Below are 22,604 nucleotides of genomic sequence, written 5' to 3'. Positions count from 1 at the left end.
GATGGAGGGAAAACCGTGCGCAGAACTGCGCTCCCCGTCGTTGCCGCCGTGTCCATGGCCCTGCTGATTCCCCAGCAGTCGGCCTCGGCTACCGAGCTGCCCACGCAGCCCCTCGCCCAGGGCGAGATCCAGTACATAGGCCCCGGCATGTACCTGTCCGCGAGCGACAGTTACCAGATCTCCGAGAACGATGTTCCGGCTGGTCTGATGAGCCGGTCCCACACCGTCGCCGGCCAGGCGCAGGGCGTCTCGCAGGCGCAGGACGCCCCCACCACGCGCTCCGACCTCGGTGTGTTCGGCCCGAGTTGGGAAGCCGAATTCCTCGGCGGGCAGCTCAACCGGAAGCTGGTTCCGGGCTCCGGTGCGATCACCACCACGGACCTGGACACCAACGAATCCACCCGCTACGACCTGACCGATTCCGTCGCCGCTCCCAACGGCGGCAGCGTCAACACCTACAAGGCGTCCGACGGCTCCACCGTGGTCGAGAGCATCACGTGGGACGACCTCGCGGGTCAGCTGAAGACCACCGTCGTGGAGACCCTGAACCTCGACCTGACCAAGGCCGACGCGGGCGACAACACCCCCACCGACCAGTTGGGCAACCCGATCTCGGCGGCCGACCTCAAGCCTTCCTACACGTGGAAGCAGGTCGGCGGCACGGGCGACACCTGGCGCGTCACCGCCGTGGGCAACAAGGCGTACAAGCAGTCCACGGTCTCCTACGACAGCGTGGGCCGCGTGTCCACCGTCAAGGAGCCGGCCCGGGGCGAGGCCCCGGCGCAGTCCCTCAAGGTCAACTACGCCACCGCGACCACCGCGTCCGGTGAGACCCTCGGCGACGTGGCCGGCCAGGTGAAGGACATCACCCTCACCGCCGGAGAGACCGTACAGACGCTGGCCCGTTACTCCTACGACGGCTCCGGGCTGCTGCGGAAGGTCGCCAACCCCGCCGAGGGCACCGACCTGAACGCCTATACCTACGACAGCAACGACCGCGTCGCCACCGCCACCGCTGACGACGGTGCCCGCTGGGAGCTGACGTTCGCCGGTGACGCCGCCGCCCCGCAGGCGCAGGAGACCACCGGCACCCGCCCCGCGCCGGACAGCTCGCTCGAGGGTGCCCCCAGCATCTCCGAGGCTGACGGCGTCACCCCGGCTGCCGCGGACTTCACCGGCGGGGAGATCACCGACCCGCAGGCGTACCCGCGCTACTGCTCCACCCCTGCGACCTGGATGTGGTACCAGTACTCCGGTTGTGCCACGAAGGTCGCGCACTACGGCTGGCGCAGCCCGTACTTCAAGTGGACCCCCACCGGCGCCCGTGTGGTCGGCGTCAACCACGACCACTGCACCAAGCCGGGTCCGGACCGGCCCATGGGCTGGGACTTCCGCGCCGCGTGCGACTCGCATGACTACGGCTACGGAACCATCGGCAACACCTACAAGGGTTACCGCTACTACCTGGACCGCAACAAGGGCATCGCTGTCGACGTCACGTTCTACAACCAGCTCTACTACAACACCTGCCCGGCCTACTTCTTCAGGAGCGCCTGCCGGTCCACGGCCTACACGTACTACACGGCCGTCTTCTACGGCGGACGCCCGAAGAACGGCGCTGACGCCACCTGATCCACCAGCTGTCCCGGCCCGTTGAACGCGAGGGGGCCGGGCGGCGAGAACACCTCGCTGCCCGGCCCCCCTTTTGCGCGCCCGAACGCCCTTTCCTCGATGGAGTAGCAAGTGAAGAGACCCGTATGGGCCTTGGTCACCGCCACGGCGGCCGCCATGGTGCTCACCGCGATACCGGCGAACACGAACCCCCTGCTCGGCACCAGCCCCGCCTTCGCGACGGAGACCGGACCCGTTGACCCGCCGCTGCTCGACGAGACCGCGACCGGCGGCACCGTCCGCGTCAACGTCGTCACCGACCAGCGCACGGACCTGTCCTCCGCCTCCGAAGCGGGCGAAACCCTCGTCTCGTACGACACCCTGCCCCTGGTCACCCTCCGCGTGGACAACGCGGGCCTCCAGCAGCTGAACAGCAAGCCCGGCGTCATCAGCGTCACCAAGGACGTCCCGGTCGCACCCACGCTGAACGAATCCACCGTCAAGATCGGCAGCGCCGCCGCCACCACCGCCGGAAAGACCGGCACCGGCACCACCGTCGCGATCCTCGACACCGGCGTCGCCGCCAAGCACCCCTTCTTCACGGGCCGCGTCAAGGCCGAGGCGTGCTTCTCCGTCAACGACGAAAGCTACGGCGCGACCAGCCTGTGCCCCAACGGCACCGCCCAGCAGGAAGGCGCCGGCAGCGCCGACGCCGAAGCCGGCCCGTGCGCCACCATGAGCGCCGCGTGCTCCCACGGAACCCACGTCGCCGGTATCGCCGCCGGTAACGGAGCCGGTATCAGCGGCGCGCCCACGCGCGGTGTCGCCCCCGGCGCGGACCTCGTCGCCGTCCAGGTGTTCTCCAAGTTCGACTCCGACGACTACTGCGGAGCCGGGGCCAGCCCGTGCGTGCTCAGCTTCACCAGCTCCCAGATCAAGGGGCTGGAGAAGGTCCACGCGCTGAAGAAGGCCGGAACGAACATCGTCGCCGCCAACATGAGCCTGGGCGGCGGACGCTGGACCAGCGCCTGCGCCACCGACCCGCGCAAGGCGATCATCGACAGCCTGCTCACCGAGGGTGTCGCCACGGTCGTCGCGGCCGGCAACAACGGCTACACCGACGCGGTCAGCGCTCCCGGCTGCGTGTCCTCCGCCGTCACGGTGGGCTCCACCACCGACGACGACCAGCTCTCCGCGTTCACCAACCGCGGCCCGCTGCTCGACCTGTTCGCCCCCGGCACCTCCATCGTCTCCTCCGTGCCCGGCAACACCTACGGCAGCAAGAACGGCACCTCCATGGCCGCGCCCCACGTGGCCGGCGCCCTCGCCGTACTGAAGCAGGCCTACCCGACCGAGGGCATCACCAGCCTGGTATCGCTCCTCGCCACCAGCGGCACCCCGATCGCCTACACCGGGGCGAGCACGCCGCGCATCGATGTCGGCAAGGCCGTCACCGCGATCGAACCGAAGCCCGAAGAGGACAAGAAGCCCCGCGCCTTCCACGTCGACAACGACAAGGACGTGGTCATCCCCGACGGCGTGGGCTCCCCGGCCCCCGGCCCGGCCGCCAACTCGCCGGTCACCGTCAGCGAGTACCCGGGCAACGCGTCGAGCAAGACCACCGCCTACGTCAACATCACCCACACCTACCGGGGCGACATCAAGCTCGAACTCGTCTCCCCGACCGGCAAGGTCTTCCTGCTCAAGGCGTCCAGCGGTTCCGACGGCGCGGACAACATCGTCGGCGAGTTCACGGTCGACGCCTCCGACCAGCCGGCCAACGGCCAGTGGAACCTGCGGATGACCGACGTGGACGACGTGGACACGGGCAAGCTCACCACCTGGTCGCTGATCTTCCCGACCCCGTTCGAGAAGACCGTCACCGAGCCCGTACCGGACACCGGCACCCTCGCCTCCACCATCACGGTGGCCAATATCGACGGCAACGCCGCCGGGCCGCTCCAGGTCTACACGAACATCACCCACACCAAGATCGGTGACCTGCGGCTCATCCTCACGAGCCCGGACAGCAAGTCCTACACGCTCAAGCCCTACGGCTCCGAGCCCGGCGGCACCCTCGCCACCACCTACGGTGTGGACGCCACCAACGCGGTCGCCAACGGCGTCTGGACCCTGAAGGTCACCGATTCCACCGGCGGCTCCACCGGCGAGCTGAAGGGCTGGTCGCTGGGCTTCCCGGCGTACGAGAACCAGACCGTCAAGCCCGTGCCGGACAAGAACTACGACGAGATCTGGACCAAGGTCGACGGCCTGTCCGGAACCGGCTCCAGCAAGCTCCAGGTGTACGTGCACGTCGAGCATCAGAAGCTGTCCGACCTGAAGCTCGACCTGATCGCCCCGAACGGCTCCTTCCACCTGCTCAAGGCGGCCGGTACGTCCGGTACGACCACGGGGACGGGAACCTTCAAGAAGGTCTACACGGTCGACGTGACCGACCTGCCGGTCAACGGCTGGTGGAAGCTCCGCGTCGATGACGTGATGACCGGCAACACCGGCACGGTCAACAACTTCGTCGTCAGGTTCTAGCCCCCGACCGACGGCGAACCGGCGCGCCCCCGCACCTGTCCCGTGCGGGGGCGCGCCCCTGAAACGAAAGGCCCACCCGCGCTACATGAAGAACAAGACCCGCACCCGCACGGGCACCGTGCTCGCCGCCGTGGCCGCTGCCACGGCCCTGGTCGCGACCACCGCCACCAGCGCGCACGCGGCCGAATACAAGGTCACCTCGAACTGCGACGTGCCCTGGATCAACTGCGCCAACGAGCCGCTCCTGATGCTCTTCTACAACTCCAAGGAGCTGGCGGTGAAGGACGGTTACTACACCTCCAGCTGGTCCTCGTTCTACGGCAACGTCTACGACTACCACGGGTCCAGCCAGTACCAGGGCTCGACGCTCAGCACCTACCGGTACGTCTTCAACGGCAACGGCACCGGGTCCTGGCAGTACATGAAGAACAACGCCGCCTCGGTGCAGAACTGCTCCGGCACCGACGCCTACCGCGTGTACTACAACTCCGGATACGGCGGCACCTCTCAGTACTTCCAGAAGCGGGAGCCTTGGGGGAACTGCCCGTGGTCGAACCTGATCACAGCGCTGAAGAACGAGAACGCCTCCCAGCACTTCGCCTGACCCCGAAAGGAAGCCGAGCCCGTGAAGTTTCACCAGCGCGTATCCGCCGCCACGGTGGTGGTGGTCGCGACCACCGGCATGCTCACCGCCTGCACCAGCGGCAGCACGCCGCCCGTCACGCCGGCGAAGCCGGTGGCCGGGGACCAGCCGATGGTCGACAAGGAGAAGTGGCCCAAGCCCACCCCGGAGCGCGGCCTGGCCAAGGGCATGACGCTGCCGCTCGAGGCGTACATGCAGACCTACCAGGAGACCGTCGTCCTCGACGGGGCCATGCGGCGCCTCCAGGAGCGGTGCATGGCGGACTACGGTCTTCCGGTCCAGTTGCCGGTGGAGGGCACGAACCCGCCGCCGAACGACAACGACGCGAACATGGAACGCCGCTACGGTCTGACCGACCGGGAAGCGGCAGCCGCGTACGGATACGGTCTGCCCGGAGAGGCCACCGGGCCCGTGCGGCAGAAGCTCCCGGAGCTGGAGCCGGTCGCGATCGAGGTCCTCACCGGCCGGAAACCGGCCGCCGCCGCGAAGAACATGCCGCAGCAGCAGGCCGAGCCCGCCCGCGACTCCCACAACGGCAAGAAGCTCCATGACGGCGGGTGCACTGGCTGGGCGGCCCGGCAGATCGACGAACCCACGCAGGACGAGCTGACCTTCATCGCCGAGGTGAACGGCACCTCCTTCACGCGGTCGATGCAGCTCCCGGCCGTCAAGAAGGCCCTGACCCAGTGGTCGCAGTGCATGGACGGCAAGGGGCACAAGGGTCTCGCGACCCCGTTCGACGCGGCCAACCAGGTGCCTCACGTGGAGGGCAAGCCCTCCACGGAGGAGAGGGACATCGCGGTGGCGGAGGTCGACTGCAAGACGCAGACCGGCCTGGTCGAGGTGTGGTTCAAGGAGGAGTCCAAGCTCCAGACCGCGCTGATCGCCGAGCACGGCAGCACGCTGGACACCATCCGGTCGCGCAACGCCGCCGCGGTGCGCGCGGCCGGTGAGAAGACCGGCCACTGACGAGCCGACTCCGGCGCGCACGGGTCGAGCCACGGCCGGTCGTTCGGGTCAGCCTCGCCTCCTGCCGACGGCGTAGGCGAGGCCCCAGGCTGCTGCCGCCGCGACGACGAGGCCCAACAGGGAGAGCCCTTCCGTATCGCTCTGGGCACCCCACCATGCCTTGGCCGGGAAGAAGGGGTCGACCTCCATCATGTCGCCGATGGCAGCAGGCGTTTCGCGATCGGCGAGGATGAGCGGAATCGCGTTGGTGTAACCGAAGAAGGCGCCGAGCGGGGCCACGATGGCCGCGCCGATCCGGGCACCGTTGCTGCGCCGGCCCACCAGGCCCGCCAGGGCGCCGACAGCCACTCCGTTGAGGAGGGCATGGACCATGTAAAGGGTGTGCGCCTGGTTTTCCGACTGGTCTTCGTATGTGGCCAAGAGGATGCCGGTGTAGAGCACCGAGACGACGACCGAGGCGAGCAGCCCGAGGAAGAACGCCCCGACCGGGTGGCCCGGGTTCGGCCGCTGTCCGGAGGGGGCGGGGTGGGGGTACGGCTGGCCGGGCGGCTGCTGCATCGGCCAGCCCGGCTGCGCCGGTGCCTGCCCCGGCACGGGCGGCGGGCCACCGTAGCCCAAGGACTCCTGGGACACGGCAGGTTGGTGGTACGGGTTGTGCTGCGGCGGCTGGTGCTGGCTCATGATCCCCCATTGAAAGAAGAAGGTAGGGGAAGCAAGCTATCAACGAGTTCAGGCGTGGTTGACCGGGAGGACGTCCGGGGAAGCGAGGACAGCTTGCCCTCCCCCGCCCGGTCGTCCCGCGTGGCTGGGACCGGGCTCAGGAACGCTTCGTGGCGGTGAAGAGGTACCGATTCAGACTGAAGAAATAGTCGTGGCCGAGTCCACGCAGGTCGTTCGACCAGGCGGCGGCCTCGTCATCGGTCAGTCCGCTGCGCCCGACGACGTACGAGGCGACGATGTCGATCAGGCCGGCGCTGTACGTGTCGCGCCGGTAGCCGACGTTGAGCAGCGGTATGACGAGCGGTGGGGACGTCTCGAAACCGGCCCGGCGCAAAGCCGGGAGAAGGGTGCGGGGGAGGTGCGGATCGGCGAGATGCTGATCCCATGCGGCGAGCATCCGCGTCATCCGCGGCTGGTCGGTGCAGTGCCACACGAGGGAGTCCCAGTCGGTGTCCAGCACCGCGACCCGCCCACCCGGCACGAGCACCCGGTGGATCTCGGCGAGCGCGCCCGCCACGTCCGGGACGTATTCCAGGACTTGCGTCGACACCGCCACGTCGACGCTCGCATCGGCGCACGGCAAGTGATCTGCCGCCGCGGGTCGCAGGTCGACCTTGGCCCCGCCCGGCACAACAGCCCGGGAGCGGGCCAGCGCCAGCATGCTTTCGCTCACGTCGACGCCGATGACGTGACCGTGTGTGCCGACGGCCGCGGCCATCTCCGCGGCCAGGAGACCCGGTCCGCACCCGATGTCGAGCACGCGCTCGCCGGGCCGCAGCGCGAGGGTGTCGAGGACGGTGCGGCGCTGCGCGACGACGTCCGGTGTGCGGTAGGTCCGCTCGATCCTGCGTGCCGCTTCCGCGTTGAAGGTGAGCATGTCGGTCATGATGTGCTCCTCGGGTGGGTGGTCTCGCCGGGCTCCGCGAGCTCGGCGAGATAGTCCTGGGCTGAGTCGTAGGCAAAGGTCAGGATCCGTGTGCCGGGACGGCAGGTCCGCGCACAGGCGAGTGCGGCGACGACGTTGGCCGCGGAGGACAAACCGACCGCAAGGCCTTCGACCCGCATCAGCGTCCGCATCATCGTCGCGGCCTCGTCCTCGGTGACGACGATCTCCTCGTCGATGAGCGCGACGTCGAGGTTGGCGGGCACCAGTCCGACGGCCAGACCTTGCAATCGGTGTGTGGTGAACCGGTTTTGGGTGAACGAGCATCCCGGAGGCGTGACCGCGGCGATCCGCAGATCCGGTCGGTGTCGGCGCAGAGTCCGGCCGATTCCGGTGAGATGCCCGCCGGTCCCGACGCCAGCGATCATCACGTCCGGCAGTTCGCCGGCGAATGCGTCCAACAGCTCGATGGCGGTGGTCCGGTCGTGCATGGCTGGGTTCGCGGGGTTGGCCTGCTGGTTGAGCAGGATCCAGTCCGGGTGCTCGAACTGCAGTTCCATCGCCTTCTCGCCGTGCGAGTTGCCGCCCAGACGGTGATCGGACAACACGATCTCGGCACCGAACGCTCGGAGGAGCCGCTGCTTGGCCGGGCTGTAGTTGTCCGGGATGACGAGGACCAGGCGGTATCCGAGCGATGCGGCGACCATCGCGAGCCCGATGCCGGTGTTCCCACCGGTGGGTTCGAGGATGGTCTGCCCGGAGCCGCGTACGAGGAGCCCCTCCTGCTCGGCGGCCAGCACCATGTTGAGCGCGATCCGTGCCTTGTGGCTTCCGCCCGGGTTCAGCATCTCCAGTTTCAGGTACACGGTCCGGTCCAGGCCGGCGGTCAGCCGCCGCATTTCGAGCAGCGGCGTGCGGCCGATGAGATCCAGCACCGAGGAGGCGATCACGGGCGTGGCCATGTCCATCACCCCGCCCCGGCCCGTGACGCGGCGGAGCCGGCTCCACCGCCACGCGTTCGCCGGACACCGGCGGCACGGGGTACCAGGATCGACGTACTGGTGCCGTCGGGCACGGTCAGCCGGACATGCGCAGGGGGCCTGCCGGCCGCTCCGTCCAGCCCGAGCAGCAGATGCCGGTTGCCGCGGTCGAGAACCACCACCGGCGTGGCGTTCTGGCGGCGGCCGGACAGTCCCTCCACGCGGAGGCCGGGATGGGCCAGACCGCTGCCGCGCACCAGGAGGAGGCCTTCGCCGATCACTTCGATAGCGGTGATGCCGATGGTGGCTGCGCCCCGGATCTCCTGATAGTGGTTCAACACGCTCACCCGGGCACCTGCCTGGATGTCGCGCTGCACGAGGGCATGGCATCCGATCACGACGTCGTCACCGACCTTCACCGGGCCGAGAATGCGTGCGAACGCACCGATCTCGACTCGCGAGCCGATGGCCGGGTGCCGCCGGCCTCGCGGATTGTCCGCGATTCCCCTCGATCCCAGGACGACACCCTGCAGGACGTAGCAGTCGTCGCCCAGGGTCGCTGTCTCGCCGATGACCGTCCCCATGCCGTGGTCGACGACGAATCGCCTGCCGATCACGGCCGCCGGGTGGATTTCGACCCCCGTCTCCACCGTGGCCTGCTCGGCGATGGAGCGCGCGAGCATCCGCAGGTGACTGCTGTCGGCATCGGAGCGCGGGGGCGTGCCGAGGATCGAATGCGCCAGTCGATGGCTCAGCACTGCCCGGAAGCATCGGTAGGAGCCCACGACCTCACGCCATGAGCCGTGGGCCGCGGGATCTCGCTGCGTGAAGGCGAGCAGGTCGCCTTCCACCAGGTCGACGAGCTCAGGTGAGCACGGTTTCCACGCCCCGAGCACCGAGCGGATCTGGCGCATCCGCGGACGCGCGACGTCCCACAGCACGGCAGCCAGCGCCGCGTGCCGCTCCCGGGCCTCCGCATCGCCCACGGCGATCAGGTGCGAACGGCTACGTTTCATCGAACAACCTCCCCAGTTCACGTTGGTATGCCGCTTCCTCCTCCGGATCGCCGCAGACGATCACATACAGGAATCCGCCCTTCCCGGATGCCGGCGAGACGGGCATCGTCATGAGCACGCCGCGCCCTCGATCACGGTCGAACAGGAGGCCGGCATCGGCCACGGTCTCCAGGAAGCCCGCAGTGGAGATCGGCTTCCAGGTCGCGGGGGTGAGCCGCTGGCTGAGCACCGTCATCTCGTCGGGCAACAGGCCCGCCATGGTGTCGTAGAGGTGAGTGGATGTCGTCGTCCGGGCGTTGACCTCGGTGAAGGCGATCCGCCCGTCCCCGGTGGCCACCGCGTCGGCGCAGAGCTGCCCTCGGTATCCGATGCCGTGGTAGGCACGGGCCAGGGTCTCGGCCCCGGAGACCAGCTCCCGACGTTGTGACTCGGTCAGCGAGCGCGCCGGGAACGTCTCGAAGGCAAGCCTCCGGTCGATGAAGGACAGGTGGCCGACGCCTCCCAGCTCGACCCCGGCATCGGTCAGGGCGTACTCGGCGTAGTAACTGGCGGTGGCATCGAGCAGCTGCTCGACCACGACGGCGTACCTGCCGTCCGCGGATGCCCAGTCCCACCGGTCACGCCAGTACCGCGACACGGCGTCCTGCCGTCCGTCCAGCTCGTGTACCGTCCGGCCGCCGACGTGATGGGGTGCGTCCCTGCCTGGCCGCAGGACCATCTCGTTGCCCGCCCCGGCCCCGTGGTGCGCCATCTTCACCATCACGTCGTGGCCCGCGTCCAGCAGCCACTGGGTCGCCGCAGTCGCCTCAAGGGGGTTGCGGCACACCGACCCCGCCGCGACGCGCACGCCGCCACCTGCGGCCAGGGCTCGGAAGGTCGCCTTACTGTTGGCCAGCTCACCTCCGCCCTGGGCGATGAAGTCGGCTCCCGGCAGGCGATCCCGGATGCCGAGTCGTGATGCGAACTCGCTCAACTGGGCGGACGGGAACAGGCTGAACACCTCGGTGACGCGGGCGACGTCCCGGGCGATCGAGTCGAGGAACCGCCGGTCGAACAGCGCGAGGAAGTCGATCCGTCGCCCGCCGTGCAGGCCCTCGGGACACAGACGGACGTCCACCCGGGACATGTCGGTTCCTTTGACCCTGCCGACGTGCCGGACGAAGGCCGGATCCGGCGTGTCGGAGACGAGGACGAGATCGCCTTCCTCCGCGAACCAGAACACGCGTTGCGCCCAGGCTCGGGGGTCCGGCCGGAGAAAGAGGGTGTCGTCGATGTCGTTCGCAATCAAGAGTCTCATCGCATCCCCATCGCCGGTGCCCCGTGCGTGAGGCGCAGGGGCGCGCCGACCGAAGCGACTTCGCTCCTGGCCTGGAGTGCGGCGCGGCCGCGCTCGTCGTGGATCGCTCGTACCCGGGCCACGACCTCGGTCATGACGTGCCGGCACTCGGCTTCGTCCGCCGCGGCGACGGTCGCGTACCCGATCCCGGCGGACGAGGTCTCGGACATGTCCCGCATCGGCACGCCCAGGGGCACGAGAACGACGCCGTCGACACCCGGGACCGCCTTGATGTCGGCCTCGTGCACGGTGTTCGGGAACCCGGCCACCGACGGCAGGTGAACCCATCCGTGGACCTTGTCCGGCGACGCCGTGAGCGTTTCCACCTCGTCTCCCGTGAACAGCTGCGTGGCGGCGGCGAACAGGTCGAGGCCGATCGTCTTCTCAGCCACCGTCCACAACCCGCTGCCGCCGGGTCGGCAGGCGAGTTCATTGGCGACGAACCCGCCCGGGTGGCCGAACGCCTCGAAGTGGAAAACGCCGGTCTCCAGTCCGAGCGCCCTGAGCGCGCGCGTCGCGAACTCGTTCGCGGCGGCGTACGCGCCGCGATGCCTGGCGGGAGGCAGGCCCATCGACCGGGTCGGCTCGCCCCGCTTGGTGCACAGCAATGGTTCGCCGTACCGGGAGACCATCAGCCTGCCGATCGCTCCGTTCCGGACGAAGCCGTCGAAGTGCCATTCCGGGCCGTCTATGAACTCCTCCACGAGAACCCTGCGCAGCTGGGGGTTGTGCCGCGCGACCCGCACGATGTCGTGGACGGTCTCCGCGACGGACACCGACTCCGCGCCGCCGGCGGCCGGCGGCTTGACGACGACCGGGAACACCAGGCCGGCCGCGGCCAGCAGCGTGCGCACGGCGTCGACGGACTGCGCCGCCGCCTCCGGCAGGACCGCGAACTTCGCCGTCGGGACGTCTGCCTCGCGCCACTTGGTCTTCTGCAGGGCCTTGTCCCGGCAGGCGAGTGCGACGGCGGGGTCCAGAGCGATGGCGCCGAGCTGCTTGCCGAGGATGGCGGAACCGACGACGCCGTACTCGTTGGTCGTCAGCACGGCGTCCACCTTCGGTATCGGTCCGAGGTGGTGCAGAGCCGACCACAGCGCTTCCACATGGCGGTAGGAATCGACCGCGCAGGCGCGCGTCGCGAGTTCCCTGAGCCCGGGGGTGCGGTACATCCGGTCCCCGTCCGCCGCCTCGTACAGCACCGTGATCTCGTGGCCGCCGCGGTGGAGCCCGCGGATCGCTTTGGGATGTGCGCCGATGTGCAGAACGTGCATGGTCTTCCTCCTTCAAGAGTGGGTGATCGGGCCGTGGTGGATTCGGACGCCCGGGTCGGGGCCGGGTGCGCGCCGCGGGGGGCGATCCGGAACGGCGAAGTACTCCTGGCACTCGCCGGTCCGGCGGACGTCCCAGGTCGCGCAGTGCAGCGAGCCGCCGAACTCGTAGACATTGCGGAACGGGACCGTGAGGACCTCGAACCCCAGCCCGCGCAGCAGCTCGTGCAGGTTCTTCTCGCTCGCTTCGCAGACGACCACGTCCGGAGCGACGCTCAGCAGGTTCATCGACAGCCATTTGGAGGACTGGCAGTAGCGGGGCATCTCGTCATTGCCGTACGCCGGCGTCGGCGCGTCGACGAGTCGCCATCCGTTGCGGAGGAAGAACTCCCGCTCGTCGGCCTTGAGCGGCCGGTCCGGGTTCGTGAGCACCAGCCCTGGTCGCAGCGGGACGAACGTGCAGTCGATATGGGAGGGAAAGAAATCGAGCGGGAAATGCAGGACATGGACGCGGAAACCGCGAGGTTCGAGCTCTCTTCGCAGCCAGCGGATACCCGCCCGGTTGGTCGTCATGGATTCCTGGACGAAGATGTCACGGCCCGCCCTCGTGATGTCAGCCGCGTCGAAGACCACTTCGTCCTGCGTGACGCAGAACTCGAAGTCGTGCATCCTCGCGTGCCGCTCATCCAGGGTCAGCCCCCAGAATTCCGGGCGGTACATCGTGTCGCCCATGGAGGGCTTCGGAGCCGCGGTCCACACCACGCGCTCGTCGGCGGTCCAGTAGTCGTAGACGAGGCTCCGGTACGGCAGGTACTCGAAGAACCTGGCTCTCCGCGACATCGTGGCCTCGATGATCTGGTTCCCCACCGTGATGAGGACGTCGCGAGGACAGACGGAGCAGTACTGGTTCGCGACCTCGAAGGACGGCGTCTTCACGGCCGTGGTGAAATCAGCGGCGCCGGGACGGCGAACCGTCACCCCGAGCGTGCGCAGGAGCTCGGCGAGCCCTTCGAGCTCGTCGTTCGCGCGGGCTATCACGTCGGGCGACTTCGGCCCGGTGGGAAAGCTCCGACCGCTGGGGGTCCCGCGGAGTTGGGGGCGGTATCCGGATTCGGTGGGTTCGAAGCAGGCTCCGTCCGCGCGGCCGATGAGGATCTCCTCAAGCGGGTCCCATTCGTTCCACGAATTGACGATCGGGCCGGCAAGCGCTCCGGGCCGGGTCACCCTTGACGCGTCGGCGTCGATGTCCGCCTGCTGCGGGGAAGCAATCTCCAAAGTCATGTCAATCCCTCTCTGAGTCGGCATATGCCTTGATTTCAGACGGCTCCCTGGCGAGTTCCTTGGTGGCCGCCCGGTCCGAGGACTCGGATTCCCATCGGGTGAACTTCGGCAGGGCAACGGCCAGCAACGCTGCCGCGAGAACGGATGTCGCGCCGCCGATGACGGCGGACAGGCCGGGTGAGGTGATCGCGCCGAGCGCCCCGGCACGCATACCGCCGAGCTGTGGACCTCCGGCGCCCACGACGAATTCGACCGCGCTCACCCTGCTCCGGTAGCTGTCGTCCACCGTGGTCTGGACGATCGTCGTGAGGAAGACGACGCTGACGACGTCCGCCATACCCGCGACCACCAGGAGCGCGATCGCGAGTACCGGAACCTGCACCAGCCCGAAGACCGCGATGCAGGTTCCCCATGCGGCACCCGCGAGCAGCATGCCCCGGCCCTTGTGGGCGACTCGACCGGCCCGCCCGGAGAACAGCGATCCCAGGACGCCTCCGACGGCCGGCGCCGCCATCAGCATGCCGAGCGTCTCGGCACTGCCACCCAGATTCAGGTCATTGATCGCCGGAAGCAGCGCGGTCGGGGTCGCGAGCAGCGTCAGGCTGAGGTCGGCGAGGAATGCACCCCTGAGGACGTCGTTCACGCGGATGTAGCGCAGGGCGGCGACGATGGCCTTGGCACCGGGGCGGGCGATCGATCCTTTCGGCGGCATGGCCGGGAGTTTCGCGACGACGTAGATCGCGGCGATGAAACTGAGAGCGTCCACGGCGTAACAGACCTGCAGTCCCCAGACACCGGCGACCGCACCGGCGAGGAGCGGACCTGCGATCCCGGCGACATGCATGGTGAGCATGGTGAGGGCGGCGCCTGCCGGGATCTGGTCCTTGGGCAGCAGGTGCGCCATGAAGGTGCGTTTGGCCGGGACGCTGATGGCACCGAGGGTCGACTGGGCGGTGCAGAGGACATACAGCAGCCAGAGCCGGTCGCTTCCGGCGATGGCCTGCACGGCGAATGCCAGCGACACCGCCACCTGACCGATGCCGGCGAAAAGGACGATCTTCCTGCGGTCATACGTGTCGCCGAGCGTGCCTCCGACGAGCGCTACGGACAGCATGGGAATCACGGTGCACAAACCGATGACGCCGACCGCCAGAGTGCTCTTCGTAAGCAGATAGACCTGGAGCGCCACGGCGAAAACGGTCATCTGTCCGCCCACGCCGGAAACGGCTTGCCCGATCCAGAGCAGGCGGAATGCCGGCGACTGCCGCAGTGGCGTCACGTCGAGCATCAGTTTCCCGGCCATGCCATCCAGATCCTTCCTCGCTCGCGCATCAATGGCGAAGGCTCACGGGCAGCGCTTCCAGATTGCGAAGCGTCGCGGAGCGCATGTATCTGGGCTCGCCGGCCAAGGTCAATGCCGACGGCCGCTCGTTCAGGAAGTCGATGAGCTCGTACAGCCAGTCCGTTGCGAGTTGCGCGCCGGCGCAGATGTGCGGACCCCATCCGAATCCCAGATGCTGGTTGGGCGAACGGTCGAGAATGAGCTCGTCCGGCCGGTCGAAGTACTCCGGATCCCGGTTGGCAGCGGCGAAAAGGGTCACGACGGCCTCACCCCGCTCGATCGTGGTGTCGCCGATCCTCGTTCGCTCGGTCGCCACCCGGCTCGTGCCTTGCGCCGGGCTGCAGAAGCGGATCAGCTCCGCCACCCCCGTAGCCGTCAGGCTGCGATCGCGCAGCTGATCGAGCACGTGTGGATGCTGCAGCAGAGTCAGGACGACGGCTCCGGTCGAGGCATAGACCGTGCTGTAACTGGCGTTGAAAACCGCACTCACCGTGTTCCGGACGTATGTGTCCGGCATCGTTTTCGTGTGCGGGCTCTCCCGCAGGCTCGCGATCATTCCCGGAAGCCGGGTCTCCGCGAACCAGGTCTTCATCATCGCGTGAAGTTCGAGTCCCACTTCCTCCCCGGGCTCGCTGTGGCTCGGCTCGAGCCCGCTGTCCATCCGCCTGGTCAGCCCTTCGAAGATCCTCACGTATGTTTCCAGCGGCGGCGGTTCCACGCCGACCAGGTCACAGGTGATCTGCAGCGCCAGCGGGGCCGCGATCTCGCTCATGAGGTCGAACTCGTCGCGATCGCGGAGCCGTTCGAAATGCCCCTCGAGATCGGGTCGGGCGCGCCGACAGATGTCCCGCATCTCCGGTGCCCGCATGGCGTTGACGATCAGAGCACGCAACCTCGCCTGCTCCGGCGGGTCCTGGTACTGGATGTTCAGTCGCTCATCGGGAACGTCGGCGCCGACTCGGCGCAAGTCCCGAGCCCACAACGCGTGGTTGCGCAACACGTCGCGGCAATCGCGGTATCGAGTGAGCACCCAGGACTGCATCTGCTCGTGCCAGAACACCGGCGCACGGGCACGCAACTCGGCATAGACCGGATACGGGTCGACAATCGTTGACCAGTCCAGCGGGTTGTAGCTGATGGATGTCGTCATTGCCCTTCGTTCCCTTTTCGGTCTCGGCGGATCATGTGTGAAGTGAAGTGAAGTGAAGAGAAGTGAGGTCGGGCCCGGCATCTCCCGGGCCCGACCTGCTTGAACTAAAGGCAATGGTCATACCGCATGGCGACCCCTCCTTTCCCCGTGAGAAATATCGGCCGCGGACTCTTAAGCCATGCGGCAGGCGACGGACGGAACCGCCTTGGTGTGTACTGTCGGCGATGCGAAGGCCGTGGCCGGGACCAGCACGACGGTGCCGACCAGAGCCAGGGTGGCCGTGGCCGCCGACAGACGACGCGTCCAGAAATGCCCATTCATCGGATCCTCCTCAGGAGGTGAAAGCTCGGCCTCGTATTTCGTTATGGGTAGGAGTTGGGATGAGGCCGTGACGTCAAATAAACCCGACCGCCCCATACGCGTCATGTCACTGGAGAACGTGACTTGACGTCCTTACGTAATTCGGTAGGAGCCATGCCGACGGCATGCCGGGAACGGTAAGTGGCCGGCATATCACTGTCCGAACATGAAGATGGACGTCGTCCGGTCAGGCGGGGACGTGAGTGTTCGCCTTGTCCCGCGGGGCACGGACGATCAAGGGTTCGGGTTCCCGTATCCGCTGGTCACGTGCGCTTCTTCGGCCAGTCGTAGCTGCTGGGCACGTCGACCTTCAGGTCTACGGGTCCGTATACGAGCGCGATCTCGTCGTGGTCCCGGAGCTCGATCGCGGCCGGGTCGCCGGGGCGCTCCTTGCCGTTCACGTAGGCGCGGAATTCGTTGGCGCCGTCGGCCTTGAGCCCGCCGATGGAGTCCTCGGTGAGGGCGACGTCCCATTCGGTCATGAACTGGCCGAGGGAGAAGACGGCCTTGACCGGGGACTCGACGTGGACGACCCCGTTCTCCGCGTGTGTGTGCAGCGGGCTGATCTGCTGCGTCTTCTGGTCTATGCCGATGTTCCCGGGGACGACCACCGGTTTACCGTTCACGATGATGTCCAAGTGGACGTGGATGTGCTCGACTTGGCCCTCGGCCCCGAGCATCGGCAGCCCGGCTGCCGCGACCCGCGCAGAAGGATCACTCGGCGCCGGCCACGGCGGGCTGGTCGTACGGCCCGAGGCGGTCATCATCGGAGTGGCCGGTATGCCGGCCTCGGGAGCCGTGGAACGGGACGGCCCGCCGCTCATGGAGAGCCCCGCGATCGTGAGCCCGGCGATGACCACGGCCACCACGATGCTCACGATCAGTGTGAACCGCAGTCGGCGGCGGCGTTCGGCACGCGCCTGTTCACGCAGCGCGGCAGCTCGGGCACTGCGGCCCTGCGACGGTCTCCTGTCGGGCATGGGAGGCATGAGACGGTCACTGTTCCTCGGCAGTCGGGCGACCACACCCTGCGCGTAAACCGGACAATCAGACGAGCCCTACCTCAAGGCTACGCGTCGGCGACACTCCGGGCTTCCCGGCTCGCCGCGGCAGCACGGGTCAGCCCGACGTGACCGGCAGTACGTCAGGCGACAGCGCGCCCGCATGGGCCGCGGCGCTCGTCATCCGCTTGCGGTGGTGGCGGCGGCACAGGACCTCGTAGCCGATCTCCTCGGCCGGGCGATTCACGTCGCCGACGACGACCTGGGCGCCCTCGACGACCATTTCGCCGCCCACCGTACGGGCGTTGTGCGTGGCGCGGGCGCCGCACCAGCACAGGGCCTCGACCTGGAGCTGTTCGATCCGGTCCGCCAGCTCGATCAGCCGCTGCGAGCCCGGGAAGAGCTTGGTGCGGAAGTCCGTCGTGATGCCGAAGGCGAAGACGTCCATGTCGAGGTCGTCCACGATCCGCGCGAGCTGGTCGATCTGGTCGGGGGCCAGGAACTGCGCCTCGTCCACGATCACGTAATCGGCCTTCCCGCCCTTGGACAGCTGGTCCACGAGGTACGCGTACAGGTCCATGCCCTCGGTCGCCTCGACCGCCTCCGTCACCAGGCCGAGGCGCGAGGACAGCTTGCCCTCCCCCGCCCGGTCGTCCCGCGTGAAGATCACACCCTGGAGCCCACGAGCAGACCGGTTGTGGCCGATCTGGAGCGCCAGGGTGCTCTTTCCGCAGTCCATCGTTCCGGAGAAGAACACCAGCTCGGGCATGGGAAGTACGGGACCTTTCGGGTCGTGGGCAGGGGCTGCGGAGGGCCGACGGGATCAGGTGCGGATCTCGAGCAGCGGGACGAGCTGCTCCGCCGCGGTCAAGGAGCCGTGCATCCCGACGAGCCCGGACTCGTTCGGCTCGTTGCGCGAAGCGGTGATGGCGACATCGGCCTGCGCGGCCGCGACCACGTCGCCGATGCGTCCGAACACGCGCTCGTCGCACTCCCCCGGCGGGCCGAACCAGCCCAGTTCCAGGGCTTCTTCGCGGCTCGCGACCCAGAACCGGTCGCCGAGCACCTCGCGCCACACGGTCAGCACGTCGGCCTGCGCGCCCGGCACCGCGTACACGTGCCGGGCCCGGCCCTCGCCGCCCAGCAGGGCCACACCGGCGCCCAGTTCCCAGTCCTCGTCGAAGTCGAACCGCGAGTCCTCGTCGAAGGGGACGTCGACCATGCCGTGGTCCGCGGTCACGTACAGCGCGGTGCGCGGCGGCAGCTGCTCGGCGAGCCGCTGGACGAGCCGGTCGACGTACATCAGCTGGCCGCGCCAGGCGTCGGAGTCCACGCCGTGGCGGTGGCCGGCCCCGTCGAGCTCGCTGTAGTACGTGTAGACGAGCGAGCGGTCACCGGCCGCGAGGCGCTCGGCCGCGAGGTCCATGCGCTCCTCGCCGGTCATCCGGCCGAGGAAGGTGCCGCCGCTCAGCGCGACCTTGGTGAGCGGGGTGGTCTGGAACGCGGGCGAGGACACCTGCGCGGTCGCCACCCCGGCCTTGTCGGCCTGCTGGAAGACGGTCGGGTACGGCTGCCAGGACTTGGGCTCGGTCCACGGGTGCCAGCGGAGCTGGTTCATCAGCCCGCCGGTGGCCGGGTTGCGGACGGCGTAGCCGGGCAGGCCGTGGCGGGCGGGCGGCAGGCCGGTGCCGACGGAGGCCAGCGAGGTGGCCGTGGTCGCGGGGAAGCCCGCCGTGATCGGGCGGCCGGTGCCGCCGCGCGAGCTGCCGAGCAGGGAGGTGAGGTACGGGGCCTCGTCCGGGTGGGCCCTGATCTGGTCCCAGCCCATGCCGTCGACCAGGAACACGCAGTTCCGGTCGGCCGGGGTCAGCTCGGCGATGCCGGCGGTGAAGCCGGGCACGCCCTGGCCGGCCACGAGCGTGGGCAGCAGGTCGGCGAGCGACCCGGCGCCGTACTCCGGGACGGGGGCGCCGGCCAGGTCCAGCAGCTCCGGCTCGGGCCAGCCCTGCGCCGCGGAGTACGCCATCAGCGGGCGGAAGGGGAGGTCGCAGCAGTCGCCTCGGAGAGTGCCTGCGCGAAGAGCAGGGTCTGGCGCACCGCCTCCGGGCCGTCGCCGGCCTCGCTGACCCGCAGGCTGAGGTCGTCGGCGGTGGAGTTGCCGGTGTAGCCGTGGTCGGAGTCGCAGTTCGGGTCGCCGCAGGCGGCCGGCTCCAGGTCGATCCGGGAGACCGCGCCCCAGCCGATGGTCAGGACGACCTCGCGGGGCAGGGTGCCCGGCGTGTAGGACTCCGGGTTCGCGACGACACGGCTGAGCACCACGGAGGAGATGCTGGACAGCTTGACCGACTCGGTGGAGGTGGTCGCGTACGGGGACGGCGATCCGGCGTCGGCGGCCTGCTCGTCGGTGTGGCTGACGATGAAGCGGTTGCCGGTCAGGACCAGCACGGTGACGTGGCGGCGCACCTCGTTGGAGTCGAAGGTCGTCTCCTGGTGGACCAGGTACGACGAAATCGGCTCGCCGCCCACCGCGGCCTCCACGGCCTCGGCCACGAGGGCCGGGTAGTAGCCGCTGCGCTCGATCGCCGTGCGCAGCCCCTGGGTCGTCGTACCGGATTTCGCCATGAGGTCCATCCTAAGGCCCTTACGGGACCCTCAGGCCGCGCCGTACCCCGTCAGTAACTGGGCAGGGTCCGCGGGCCGAGGTCGCCCCGGGCCGGCGGGTGGGCGACGCGGACGGTGGCGCTGAGTACGGAGATCCCCTCGGCGGCGACCACGACGGGCTCCAGCGAGACCCCGATCACCTCGGGGTGGTCGTCCACGAGGCGGGACACCCGCAGGATCAGCTCCTCCAGTGCGGGGGTGTCGACGGGGTCGCTGCCGCGCCAGCCGAAGAGGAGCGGGGCGGCCCGGATGGAGCGGATCAGGTCGGCGGCGTCCCGGTCGGTGGCCGGCACGAGACGGTGGGCGGTGTCGCCGAGCAGCTCGGAGGGGACGCCGGCGAGCCCGAAGGAGACGACCGCGCCCGCGGCCGGGTCGATGACGGAGCGCACGACGGTGTCGACCCCGCGGGGCACCATCGCCTGGACCACGGGCTGGAGCTCCGAGGGCTTGCCGAGCAGGGCGGTGAGGTCGTCGTACGAGCGCCTCAGCTCGGCCTCGTCCCTGAGGTCGAGCCGTACGCCGCCCAGGTCCGCGCGGTGGCGCAGGTGCGGGGCGGTGGTCTTGAGGGCGACGGGGTAGCCCAGGATCCCGGCGGCCCGGACCGCCGCGTCGGGGCTCGGCGCGGGCAGGGTGGACAGGACGCGGATCCCGTACCGGGCGAGCAGCTCGCGGCCGTCCCAGTCGGCCAGGGTCACCGCTGCCCCGTCCTCGACGTCCGCCAGCAGTGCGGCGAGCTGGGCGGCGGCCCCGGCCTCGTCCATGTCCTCGAATTCGGGGACCTGCCCGGCCACGGCGGTGGCCCGCCGCCACTGTCCGTAGCGCACGGCCTCCGCCACGGCCTTCACGGCCCGCTCGGCGGCCGGGTAGCTGGGGATCCGGTCCGGGTCGGCGTGCACGGCCGCGGCGGCGGCCGCGAGGGCGGCCGGGGTCCAGGCGACGTCCGGGGCGGGCGGGGCGGGCGTGGTGGAGGCCGGGTCGGCGGGACCGCGGGCCGCGGACAGCGCCTGCACCAGTTCGCCGAGTTCCACGTGCACGACCGCCACCGGCTTGCCCGGCGCTTCGGCCACGGCCTCCCGCAGCGCGTCGGCCAGGTCGTCGGCCGGCGCGTGCTCGCTCACCCACGGAATGGCCGTGACCACCACCGCGTCGCAGTCGTCGGAGGCGAGCGCGGCGGCCAGGGCGGCGCGGAAGTCCGCCGGGGAAGCCGCCGTCGTCAGGTCCAGCGGCGGCAGCGGCCGCAGGCCCTGGGTCAGGCAGGCGTCGTAGGTGAGCACTCCGAGGGACTCGGAGTTGCCGAGAATCGCGATCCGGGGCCCGGCGGGCAGCGGCTGCGCGGCCAGCAGCAGGCCGACGTCCACCAACTCCGTGACCGTGTCGACCCGGATGACGCCCGCCTGCCGCAGCAGCTCGGAGACGGTGGCCTCCGGCAGCCTGGTGTCGGGGACGACGTGCCCGGCGGGGGTGTGGCGGCCGCCCTTGGCGACGACCACCGGCTTCGCGGCCGCCGTCCGGCGCGCGAGGCGGGTGAACTTGCGCGGGTTGCCAAGGGTTTCGAGGTACATCAGGGCGACGTCGGTCGCCTCGTCGTCGTACCAGTACTGGAGGATGTCGTTGCCGGAGACGTCGGCCCGGTTCCCGGCCGAGACGAAGGAGGACAGTCCCTCGCCGCGCCGGAGCAGGGCGGAGAGCAGGGCGATCCCGATCGCCCCGGACTGCGTGAACAGGCCGATCCGGCCGCGCATCGGCATCGGGGCGGGCGTCAGCGAGGCGTTGAGCTCCACCTCCGGCGCGGTGTTGATCACCCCGTAGGCGTTCGGCCCGATCAGCCGCATCCCGTACGAGCGCACCTGCCGCACCAGTTCGCGCTGGCGGGCGAGTCCCTCCGGGCCGCTCTCCCCGTATCCGGCGGACAGCACGACGAGCCCCTGCACCCCGTGCTCGCCGCAGGCGGCCACCGCGTCGGGGACCCGGTCGGCCGGCACCGCGATCACCGCGAGGTCGACCGGGGCGCCGATCGCCTCGATCGTGCGGTAGGCCCGTACGCCGTCGAGCAGGTCGCGCGTGACGGCCTCGTTGACGGCGTAGAGGTGGCCGTGGAAGCCGCTGTCCCGCAGGTTGCGCAGCGCGGCGGCGCCCACGCCCGCGCCGGAGCGGCTGACTCCGATCACCGCGACCGAGCCGGGGGCCAGCAGCCTCTGCACCGAGCGGGCCTCGGCGCGCTGTTCGCGGGCGCGCTGGACGGCGAGGGACTCGGCGGTGGGTTCGAGGTCGAGGGTGAGGTGGACGGAGCCGTCCTCGAAGCTGCGCTTCTGCTGGTACCCGACGTCCGTGAACACTTTGATCATCTTGTTGTTGGCGGGCAGCACTTCGGCGGCGAACCGGCGGATGCCGCGCTCCCGGGCCACCGCGCCGATGTGTTCGAGGAGCGCGGAGGCGACTCCGCGGCCCTGGTGGGCGTCCTGGACGAGGAAGGCGACCTCGGCCTCGTCGGCGGGCGCGGAGGCCGGCCGGCCGTCGGGGCCGATGCGGTCGTAGCGCACGGTGCCGATGAACTCCCCGCCGATGGTCGCGGCGAGGCCGACCCGGTCCACGTAGTCGTGGTGCGTGAAGCGGTGCACGTCGCGGTCGGAGAGCCGGGGGTAGGGGGCGAAGAAGCGGTAGTACTTCGACTCGTCCGAGACCTGCTCGTAGAAGCTGACGAGCCGGCCCGCGTCCTCGGTGGTGATGGGCCTGATCCGGGCGGTGCCGCCGTCGCGCAGGACGACATCGGCTTCCCAGTGGGCCGGGTAGGAGGGGTCCGACTCGATGGTCATGGGCCTACCTTAAGGCCGGA

The 22,604-nt window shown here is 69.5% G+C and carries 19 protein-coding genes; 4 read left to right on the top strand and 15 right to left on the bottom strand.

What is annotated here, in order from left to right; all coding sequences use genetic code 11:
• Nucleotides 1-15: 15 nt before the first annotated feature.
• From ACZ4TV_RS17295 to ACZ4TV_RS17280, 4 genes are all read left to right on the top strand, one after another.
• Nucleotides 16-1,632, top strand: coding sequence for a phospholipase A2 (locus ACZ4TV_RS17295; protein ID WP_468135437.1), 1,617 nt, complete (start codon nt 16-18; stop codon nt 1,630-1,632).
• Between the two features lie 111 nt (nt 1,633-1,743).
• Nucleotides 1,744-4,158 (top strand): proprotein convertase P-domain-containing protein, encoded by a 2,415-nt coding sequence (locus ACZ4TV_RS17290; protein WP_468135435.1) that lies wholly within the window; start codon nt 1,744-1,746, stop codon nt 4,156-4,158.
• Between the two features lie 85 nt (nt 4,159-4,243).
• Nucleotides 4,244-4,762 (top strand): hypothetical protein, encoded by a 519-nt coding sequence (locus ACZ4TV_RS17285; protein ID WP_468135433.1) that lies wholly within the window; start codon nt 4,244-4,246, stop codon nt 4,760-4,762.
• A gap of 21 nt (nt 4,763-4,783) precedes the next feature.
• Nucleotides 4,784-5,770: a hypothetical protein gene (locus ACZ4TV_RS17280; protein WP_468135431.1), complete on the top strand. Its 987-nt coding sequence runs from the start codon at nt 4,784-4,786 to the stop codon at nt 5,768-5,770.
• A gap of 48 nt (nt 5,771-5,818) precedes the next feature.
• Here the strand turns inward: ACZ4TV_RS17280 and ACZ4TV_RS17275 are convergent, their stop codons facing one another.
• The 15 genes from ACZ4TV_RS17275 to ACZ4TV_RS17205 form a co-directional block, all read right to left on the bottom strand.
• Entirely contained in the window at nt 5,819-6,451 is a 633-nt protein-coding gene (locus ACZ4TV_RS17275) for a hypothetical protein (RefSeq protein WP_468135429.1), read from the bottom strand.
• Nucleotides 6,452-6,587: 136 nt separating this feature from the next.
• A complete protein-coding gene (locus ACZ4TV_RS17270; RefSeq protein ID WP_468135427.1) occupies nt 6,588-7,376 on the bottom strand; it encodes a methyltransferase domain-containing protein in 789 nt (262 codons plus the stop codon).
• Nucleotides 7,373-8,335, bottom strand: a complete 963-nt coding sequence (locus ACZ4TV_RS17265; protein ID WP_468135425.1) for a PLP-dependent cysteine synthase family protein — start codon at nt 8,333-8,335, stop codon at nt 7,373-7,375. Before ACZ4TV_RS17265 ends, ACZ4TV_RS17270 begins: the two co-directional genes overlap by 4 nt.
• A gap of 5 nt (nt 8,336-8,340) precedes the next feature.
• Nucleotides 8,341-9,369 carry a serine O-acetyltransferase gene (locus ACZ4TV_RS17260; RefSeq protein ID WP_468135423.1) on the bottom strand — a complete coding sequence of 343 codons (1,029 nt, stop codon included), beginning with the start codon at nt 9,367-9,369 and terminating at the stop codon, nt 8,341-8,343.
• Entirely contained in the window at nt 9,359-10,666 is a 1,308-nt protein-coding gene (locus tag ACZ4TV_RS17255; RefSeq protein ID WP_468135421.1) for a preATP grasp domain-containing protein, read from the bottom strand. The genes ACZ4TV_RS17260 and ACZ4TV_RS17255 overlap by 11 nt, the downstream gene beginning before the upstream one ends.
• A complete protein-coding gene (locus tag ACZ4TV_RS17250) occupies nt 10,663-11,979 on the bottom strand; it encodes an ATP-grasp domain-containing protein (protein WP_468135419.1) in 1,317 nt (438 codons plus the stop codon). Before ACZ4TV_RS17250 ends, ACZ4TV_RS17255 begins: the two co-directional genes overlap by 4 nt.
• A 12-nt stretch (nt 11,980-11,991) precedes the next feature.
• Nucleotides 11,992-13,257: a glycine amidinotransferase gene (locus ACZ4TV_RS17245; protein WP_468135417.1), complete on the bottom strand. Its 1,266-nt coding sequence runs from the start codon at nt 13,255-13,257 to the stop codon at nt 11,992-11,994.
• Between the two features lies 1 nt (nt 13,258).
• Complete coding sequence (locus tag ACZ4TV_RS17240; RefSeq protein WP_468135415.1) at nt 13,259-14,560, bottom strand: MFS transporter; 1,302 nt, start codon at nt 14,558-14,560, stop codon at nt 13,259-13,261.
• Nucleotides 14,561-14,588: 28 nt separating this feature from the next.
• Nucleotides 14,589-15,749: a cytochrome P450 gene (locus tag ACZ4TV_RS17235; RefSeq protein WP_468135413.1), complete on the bottom strand. Its 1,161-nt coding sequence runs from the start codon at nt 15,747-15,749 to the stop codon at nt 14,589-14,591.
• A gap of 171 nt (nt 15,750-15,920) precedes the next feature.
• Nucleotides 15,921-16,070: a hypothetical protein gene (locus tag ACZ4TV_RS17230; protein WP_468135411.1), complete on the bottom strand. Its 150-nt coding sequence runs from the start codon at nt 16,068-16,070 to the stop codon at nt 15,921-15,923.
• Between the two features lie 302 nt (nt 16,071-16,372).
• Nucleotides 16,373-17,089, bottom strand: coding sequence for a hypothetical protein (locus ACZ4TV_RS17225; RefSeq protein ID WP_468135409.1), 717 nt, complete (start codon nt 17,087-17,089; stop codon nt 16,373-16,375).
• A gap of 139 nt (nt 17,090-17,228) precedes the next feature.
• Entirely contained in the window at nt 17,229-17,879 is a 651-nt protein-coding gene (locus ACZ4TV_RS17220) for a thymidine kinase (protein WP_468135407.1), read from the bottom strand.
• 54 nt (nt 17,880-17,933) lie between these two features.
• Complete coding sequence (locus tag ACZ4TV_RS17215) at nt 17,934-19,136, bottom strand: alkaline phosphatase family protein (RefSeq protein WP_468135405.1); 1,203 nt, start codon at nt 19,134-19,136, stop codon at nt 17,934-17,936.
• Entirely contained in the window at nt 19,136-19,732 is a 597-nt protein-coding gene (locus tag ACZ4TV_RS17210) for a DUF5998 family protein (protein ID WP_468135403.1), read from the bottom strand. The genes ACZ4TV_RS17215 and ACZ4TV_RS17210 overlap by 1 nt, the downstream gene beginning before the upstream one ends.
• 50 nt (nt 19,733-19,782) lie before the next feature.
• Nucleotides 19,783-22,584, bottom strand: a complete 2,802-nt coding sequence (locus tag ACZ4TV_RS17205) for a bifunctional acetate--CoA ligase family protein/GNAT family N-acetyltransferase (RefSeq protein ID WP_468135401.1) — start codon at nt 22,582-22,584, stop codon at nt 19,783-19,785.
• Between the last annotated feature and the right edge of the window lie 20 nt (nt 22,585-22,604).

It is taken from the genome of Streptomyces sp. NPDC028910, assembly GCF_055564955.1.
This window is presented reverse-complemented; position numbering and strand designations above follow the sequence as displayed.